Source organism: Prevotella amnii DSM 23384 = JCM 14753 (assembly GCF_000378745.1).
Classification (GTDB): Bacteria; Bacteroidota; Bacteroidia; order Bacteroidales; family Bacteroidaceae; genus Prevotella; species Prevotella amnii.
In genome coordinates this window covers 1-7,103 of record NZ_KB905324.1, presented here as the reverse complement: position 1 = coordinate 7,103, position 7,103 = coordinate 1, and the positions used below count along the sequence as shown (strand labels likewise).

Below are 7,103 nucleotides of genomic sequence, written 5' to 3'. Positions count from 1 at the left end.
TCGCCCGTCAGCACAAGGCTGGTGTGGTTACGGCACTCACGGTCGTCCATTGCATTGGCGACCACTGCCACGAGCCACTTGGTGAGATATGGTAGCCATTTTTCATGATTGCGCACCACAACGCAACTTGCCAAGTCAGGAATGGCTTTCAGTGAAAGGGAAGAAATATCACAACAGCAATTGTTTTCATTATTGCCACTACTGTCATGATTACAACTATCGCTATTGCCACTATTATTACCACAGATATTACCAATATCCCTCAAGGGCAATCCCTTGAAATACTCCTGTATAGGGTTGATACGTGGCGAAAAGCTGCTCTCTATAATGGAATAGAGGTTGTTGGAAGATGTGATAATCCCCACATCGTTGTCAAGTTCCCTGCGGAGCGTGTTGATTTCATAGCGACCCACTTTTGAGAAGTGAGCATCTTCCTTGCTTCGGTATTCGGTTCGCCCCAACACCGTGTTGTACCTAAACTCATAATAAGAGGAGAAATAGGTTTCTATCTCACCATTTTTGGAGGAAGTCTTCCTTTGCTTGGGCGTATTATTTTCATCCACTGAATTGCCTTTATCTGCGTTCCTTTTCATTATATGCTTGGTTTGGTTTCCGAGAGTGAAGTTATGAAGAGAACTGGAAAGTTCCAAGCATTCGGAGAGTGCTTGCATAATGTTGCGCAAATTGGCAATGAATTTCTCACGGATTTCTGACAGGAAACTGTCGGGAAACAAGGATTTAAGCCCCAAACAAGAGGACAAGTGTGTAAAGGATGCAAGAAAGGCAGGTGCTAATTTGCTACAATACGCATCGTATTGCGTCGGCTAAAAGGATATGATAAAATGGAGTAAAGAGACAAAGAAAGAGAGCGACAATCCTTTTGTCCTTTCATTGTTTTTCCCTCTATTTCCCTACTGTTCCCTTGTGCTTTGAAGTATGACAAACTCATCCTACTTTTGCAGGCAGAAACGTGCGGTGAAACGCAGAACAGGCAAAGATATTGTCAATAACAATAAGACAGAATTACAAACAAAATAACAATAAAACTATGGGATATTTTATCATTACGGATTCAAATTGGGCGAGGCTGAGGAATGAGATACTCTGTCTTGCTGAAACCTGCCACAAGGCATTTGGGGAACAGAGCAGGCACACCGATTGGCTGCACAACGGCGATGTATGCAAGTTGCTTAATATCAGTAAGCGCACATTGCAGCATTATCGTGATACAGGCGTGCTGTCATTCTCCCAAATCGGACACAAGTGCTACTACAAGCGTGAGGACGTGGAGCGGCTGTTGCAGACTAAATCGGAGAAGACAAAAACAGACAGAATAAAGAATAACAAATAAGACAAGGGTATTATGGAATCAGTAAAGGACTTGAATATGGAAGCGGATGATATGCAGGTGGTGCTGTCCGCACTTGAAGGAGTGAACAGACGGATAAAGGAAGTGGCACAGACACACAAACCGCTGTTTGAAGGAGAGCATTTCCTGACGGGCAAGGAGGTGTGTGAGCGGCTGTATATCAGCCCACGTACCTTGCAAGACTATCGGGACAGAAAGATTATTCCCTACACGCAGTTTGCAGGGAAGATACTCTATAAGGCTTCCGACTTGGAAAAGATGTTGGAGGATAACTATAAGGAGTAGCAACGCAAACATATTACCTTCTGAATATGTTATAAAATCTAAAATAATCAATAATGTGATTGATTATTACACTTTTGTGTAGAGTATATATGCTTTATTACATCTACTTTTGCCTAAAATAATTGTTTCATTATGGAAGAAAGATACAGCAGAAACAGGCTCTATGTGAGCGAAAGAGAACAAAGCATCATAAAGGATTATAAAATATTCCTTGGTGGTGCAGGTATAGGCAGCATTATAGCTGAATGCGCTTTAAGATTTGGTTTCGAACATATCACTATTGTTGATGGAGACAAGGTAGAGGAAAGCAACCTTAATAGGCAGAACTATACAGAGAATGACATTGGCAGATACAAGGCGGAATGTTTGGCTGAACGTTTGCTAAATATCAATCCTGAAGCGCAAATAGATTACCATACAGAGTTCCTGACCCCTGATAACATCGAAAAGATGCTGAATGGGTATGATGTGTCTATCAATGCCTTGGACTTTAAGGATAAAACCCCATTCGTATTTGATGAAATTTGCAAGGAAAGAAAAATCCCGGTACTGCACCCATACAACTTTGGTTGGGCAGGCTTTGTTACGGTTGTAGACCCATTGGGGCATTCCTTGTCTGAACTGACTGAAGAGCCAAAGGGATTTGAATTAAAGGTGGCTGAGTATGTTACAGAACATGGAGCTTTTTGGAATCAACCTAAAGAGTGGTTAGAAAGAATTGTAACCCAATATAAAAAAGAAAGCGAAATGTTGCCACCTCCACAATTATCTATAGCCTCGTGGATTGCAGCGGGATTATGTACAACGGCAATGTATAATCTTGCAACAGGAAAACCTGTGAACTATTTCCCAAGATTCTATTTCTCCTCACTTTTGCAGTAAAGTGAAATATCGTTTTAGAACAATTTGTTTAGGGTTGCCCTTGAAATCGCTTCGGTGATATTCGTCACGCCTAACTTTTCAAAGGCGTGGCGTTTATAGGTTTTGATAGAATCTAACGAGCGGCACATTCTATCTGCTATTTCCGTCATAGTAAGACCCGATGCTGACAATCTAAGCACTTCGAGTTCTTCTTCTTTTAGGGCTACTCCTTCACATTCTTTCCATCTATGTCCTTCAAAAGAGTATTTCCAATATTTGCTTAGTCCGTTTTTGTGGAACTCTACATGTCCTGCTGTTTTATGTGAAGACAGTGATACAACACACATACCAATCCATATTTTGCCTTCATCAGTTAATAGTATAGGAGTAAGCTGATGGTTGATCAGTTTGTTCCTCGTTCCACTCTTCAGATGAAAATGATAGGACATAGAGCACTGGTATTTATCAACGTTATCGAAAGTATCAAAGAACTTAAATCCACTGCTGTTTAGTTCAACAAGCATTTTTTGTTCGTCCTCTGGCACATGCTCCAAGTAAAAGCTGTACCCTAACTCCTTTACTTCCTTTGCCGTATGCCCACAAAGAAACAAAGGGTTGTCCGACACATAAAGAAATTCCTGTCTGTAATAGTCTATCAAGTAAACACTCTGATAGGTAATACGAGCAAAAGCCTCTACGGTTTGCACCAATGTAGAGAGTACATTGGAATCATAGTCAGGTGCGTTGCGCACGGTGTTCGATGCTATAAAGAAATCTTTTATGTCTGTCATATATGCTAAACGTGCTAAGGTTCTCTGATATATTTCACTACAAAAGTACATTTTTAATGCGGAATACCGCAAAAAGATTACACAAAAGTGTAAAAAACAAAGAGAGAGATGCCAAATTACACAAAAGTGTAATAGGTGATATTTGCATAAGAAGTATTTTTGCCATATAAATCAAGAAACAAAAAGCATTATGGAAAAACAGATTGCAACATTTAAGGACTATGCTATCTTCATGGCAGACAAAACGAGTCTGATGGAAATAGCACAGTTTGTGGTTAGGGAAAATTACTCCCATCACTTATCTTCATTTACAGAGAAAGAAGTAAATGAAGATATCAAATCAGTGCTTGAAGAAGAGGAATATCTGTATGATAACAAATCTCATATCTATATTGCAAGGGATGCTTTTGGGAATATAATTGGCTGCATCAGGAGTTTCCATTGGGATAAGCACAAGACTCTTCCTATCGAAAAAATATATGGGATAAACCCACTAAATGCTATTCACGGGGAAAGTAAATATAGTTTTTGGCATATAGGGCGCTTTGCCGTTGCAAAGGATTCGGGAATATCAACATTGACATTGTTCAAGCGGTTAATGGCATTAGCAGTAAAGCCGATAGTTGAGGACAAGTACAGCTATATGATTGCAGAGATTGACAGCAAACTATTGAAAGTAATGAAAGTTTTGGGATTTGGTACACGTCAAATCGGAAAATCCATTGACTACCTGACATCTGAGACCGTTCCAGTATGCTCCAGTAAAAGAGGTATTATGGGGTTCTTTTCCAAGTATGGTGAACTTTGCAAGGCTGCATGATTACACTTTTGTGTAATATTTCAGACAATAGACTTAGAATTACACTTTTGTGTAAAGAAGAATTTTGGGAAAACAAATATTTTTGCCACGTCAATATTCATAAATATAAATGACGCTAATCAAAGCTTGTAACAAAATAATTAATTATATGAAAAAATTAACGAATAAACATTTGTGGTTGATAGTGGGACTCCTAACTATATCTATGCAGGGTATGGGACAAAAAGTAACACACAATATCACAGGCACTCTTATCTCTGATGATAATGACAAACCCTTGGAGTATGCAGAAGTACTAATTTCTGACATTTCGAACAACACTATAAAAAGTGTCCTAACCGATGAAAAAGGTACTTTTTCTATAGATCTGGAAAAAGGAATGTACATATTGAGATATAAAGAATTAGGTGAAATCTTGAAACGAGATACCATTGATTTTACAAACGACAATAATTTAGGTATAATTAGACTTCCGATAGTTAATAAAAAACTTCAGGAGGTGACCGTAGTTGGGATGAAAAGAATCATCACTTTCAACGAAAACAGTTTGGTATATAACGTTCGAAACAGTCCGTATGCCAATGGCTTCAAAGCAAATGATGTAATCAAAAATATTCCAGGAATAAATCCATCCAATCCTGAAGAAATATCGTTGGTAGGTAAAGATAATGTAATTGTTTTGATAAATGGACGCAAGACAAATCTCAAGGGCAGGAATTTGGTGAACTATCTGAATAGCATTCCTTCAGATGATTTAGATAAGATTGAAATTGTAACCAATCCATCATCTGCGTTCAGTGCATCGGGAAATACTGGCGTTTTGAATATCGTTCTCAAAAATCGAAAGAATTTAGGTCTTGACGGCTCTCTAAATATAGGTTATCTCCAGAGGCGCAAAACAAGCTTTGAGAAAGGTGGAAATATCACTGTCTCAAACAATTGGCTCACGGTAGAATATGGATTGGGCTATTGGAAGGAAAAGCGTATGCATGATGTCAGAAACTGCTTTGAATATATTGATTACACAAAACTTATAAACAATAAGACATACCAAAAGTCAGACTACATTAGTCAAAATCTGAACACGAACATCTTTCTGAACAATAAAATGAACATTGGCTTTATGTCTTCATTCAATTATATGGACGAAGATGGAATGTCGGATGTATATCAGGAAAAATTCGGAAGCAGGAAATACTTTTCCTCAGAAAAAACACGCTCAAATAATAGATACAAGGGCTTTTCATTTTCGCCCTACTATGAATGGAACATTGACAGTTTAGGAAAGAAGTTGTTGATAAACTACAACTATAATCTGGCAAAAAATATGTCAAACAGTAGTTACACATCGGATAATCAGCTGGAATTGTCCAATAGCCTGTATGATAACAGCTATTTCGTGAATACACTGAATATGAATCTCACGTTACCCTTTTCGTGGATTAGATTTGAATTGGGAGGAGAATACGCTCATTATCATACAGATAATTACTCTCGTTACAATATTGTTGATGACTTTCTCTACAAAGAATCCATTGGTTCTTTCTACGCAGACATCAGTAAGACTTGGAAAAAAATGTTCCTTAAATTGGGAGTACGATATGAGCATACCAAATCGGAAGGCTTTCCTCGCGAGGAGACTAATCACTTTTCAAAGAGCTATGCCAACTGGTTCCCATTTATTGATATTAGTTACAAGTCCGGTGACAATAGTGTGTTATATTTAGGTTACAGCAAAAGAATTAACCGTCCAGAGATGATGCAATTGAATCCTGCGAGGACATATTCCGATGCCTACACTTATTTGGCTGGTAATTCTCTCTTGAAGCCGTCTTTAATGGATTATTTAGAATTCAGATATCAATACAAAACGTTGAGTATCGGAGTCTCCTACATGTATACATCTGATGGTATAGGACTTCTTGTCAATGATAACGAAAATTCACAGACAGAGCAGACGTACAGTAACTGTATTTCTACAAATAGCCTGATGGGTAATGTCAGTTATATTTATAGCCATAACAGATGCAATGCTGCCATACAGCTTTCTGTGAACTATAATAAGTCTAAATCGTCAGACCTATCTCTGAATAGTGGGGCTTTAGAAGGATTCTGCTCTTTTGTTACCACGAATCTATCCTATAGGATTGGAAGTAAGGGGTTAGCTTATGCAAGATATTTATACTATTTCCCTGGACAGGAACAATATATTCACTATAACTCATTCCAGAATCTCTCAATAGGTTTCAATTGGGTACTCATGAAGAACAAGTTGATATTGGATGTCAACGTTAATGACTTATTTGGAACATATTATAATCGCAATCATGTGGTATATGAGAATTGTGTGTTTAACAATCGGAATGACTATGATAACCGGTGTCTAAACATAAAACTTACTTATAAATTTGGTAACCATAAGGTCAAGCATAACAATGTTGATATCAATATTAGTAATAATCGATTGCCAAACATAAACAAATGAAAATAGTACAGAGTTTCTGGTCGGGTAATAAGGACTGCCTGAAAGATAGTTACGGTTGGTCAAGTCCGATTTATCATTATGCAAGTTGGATATTGAGTTGTAATCAACTTCAAAAGTATTATGACGATGTGATTTTGGTAACGGATAAAGTTGGATATGATATACTTATCAATAGATTACATCTCCCATATTCTGATGTTATCGTTTGTCTTGACGAGTTATCTAACCCAAGTTTAACCGGCAAAATTATTTTTCATAAATTTTCGGGATATTTTGTGTAGTATTAATTTGATAAATGATTGATAATCAAGTGTAGGGTATTGTAACGAGGGGCAAAAACCGATTTGTAGGACACAGTCATATCAAAATTATTTTGTTACTTTGCACTCATGCACGCAAATGTACAGACACAATTCAATCCTGCCACAGGCGACATGGCTCCTTATTATCGCATCAAGGAGTCATATCGTGACGTGCAGGGTCATGTACATT

Annotated in this window: 7 protein-coding genes and 1 pseudogene; 6 read left to right on the top strand and 2 right to left on the bottom strand. The window is 37.8% G+C overall.

The window, feature by feature from the left end:
- Positions 1–671 (bottom strand): annotated as a pseudogene (locus F596_RS11710) (VapE domain-containing protein); the annotation flags it as partial.
- Positions 672–1,048: 377 nt separating this feature from the next.
- Between F596_RS11710 and F596_RS11705 the strand changes: the two are divergent.
- From F596_RS11705 to F596_RS0110375, 3 genes are all read left to right on the top strand, one after another.
- Complete coding sequence (locus F596_RS11705; RefSeq protein ID WP_081618439.1) at positions 1,049–1,351, top strand: helix-turn-helix domain-containing protein; 303 nt, start codon at positions 1,049–1,051, stop codon at positions 1,349–1,351.
- A 12-nt stretch (positions 1,352–1,363) separates the two neighbouring features.
- Positions 1,364–1,654: a helix-turn-helix domain-containing protein gene (locus tag F596_RS0110380; protein ID WP_019036901.1), complete on the top strand. Its 291-nt coding sequence runs from the start codon at positions 1,364–1,366 to the stop codon at positions 1,652–1,654.
- Between the two features lie 132 nt (positions 1,655–1,786).
- Entirely contained in the window at positions 1,787–2,536 is a 750-nt protein-coding gene (locus F596_RS0110375) for a ThiF family adenylyltransferase (RefSeq protein WP_019036900.1), read from the top strand.
- Positions 2,537–2,550: 14 nt separating this feature from the next.
- On the opposite strand, the gene F596_RS0110370 is transcribed toward F596_RS0110375, so the two are convergent.
- Positions 2,551–3,306 carry a helix-turn-helix domain-containing protein gene (locus F596_RS0110370; RefSeq protein WP_026302406.1) on the bottom strand — a complete coding sequence of 252 codons (756 nt, stop codon included), beginning with the start codon at positions 3,304–3,306 and terminating at the stop codon, positions 2,551–2,553.
- A 190-nt stretch (positions 3,307–3,496) separates the two neighbouring features.
- On the opposite strand from F596_RS0110370, the gene F596_RS0110365 reads away from it, so the two are divergent.
- The 3 genes from F596_RS0110365 to F596_RS12355 all read left to right on the top strand — a co-directional run bounded on the left by F596_RS0110365 (position 3,497) and on the right by F596_RS12355 (position 6,892).
- Positions 3,497–4,126 carry a hypothetical protein gene (locus tag F596_RS0110365; RefSeq protein WP_019036898.1) on the top strand — a complete coding sequence of 210 codons (630 nt, stop codon included), beginning with the start codon at positions 3,497–3,499 and terminating at the stop codon, positions 4,124–4,126.
- 148 nt (positions 4,127–4,274) lie between these two features.
- Positions 4,275–6,611: a TonB-dependent receptor gene (locus F596_RS0110360; RefSeq protein ID WP_169495535.1), complete on the top strand. Its 2,337-nt coding sequence runs from the start codon at positions 4,275–4,277 to the stop codon at positions 6,609–6,611.
- Entirely contained in the window at positions 6,608–6,892 is a 285-nt protein-coding gene (locus F596_RS12355) for a DUF6734 family protein (protein WP_019036896.1), read from the top strand. Before F596_RS0110360 ends, F596_RS12355 begins: the two co-directional genes overlap by 4 nt.
- Positions 6,893–7,103 lie beyond the last annotated feature (211 nt).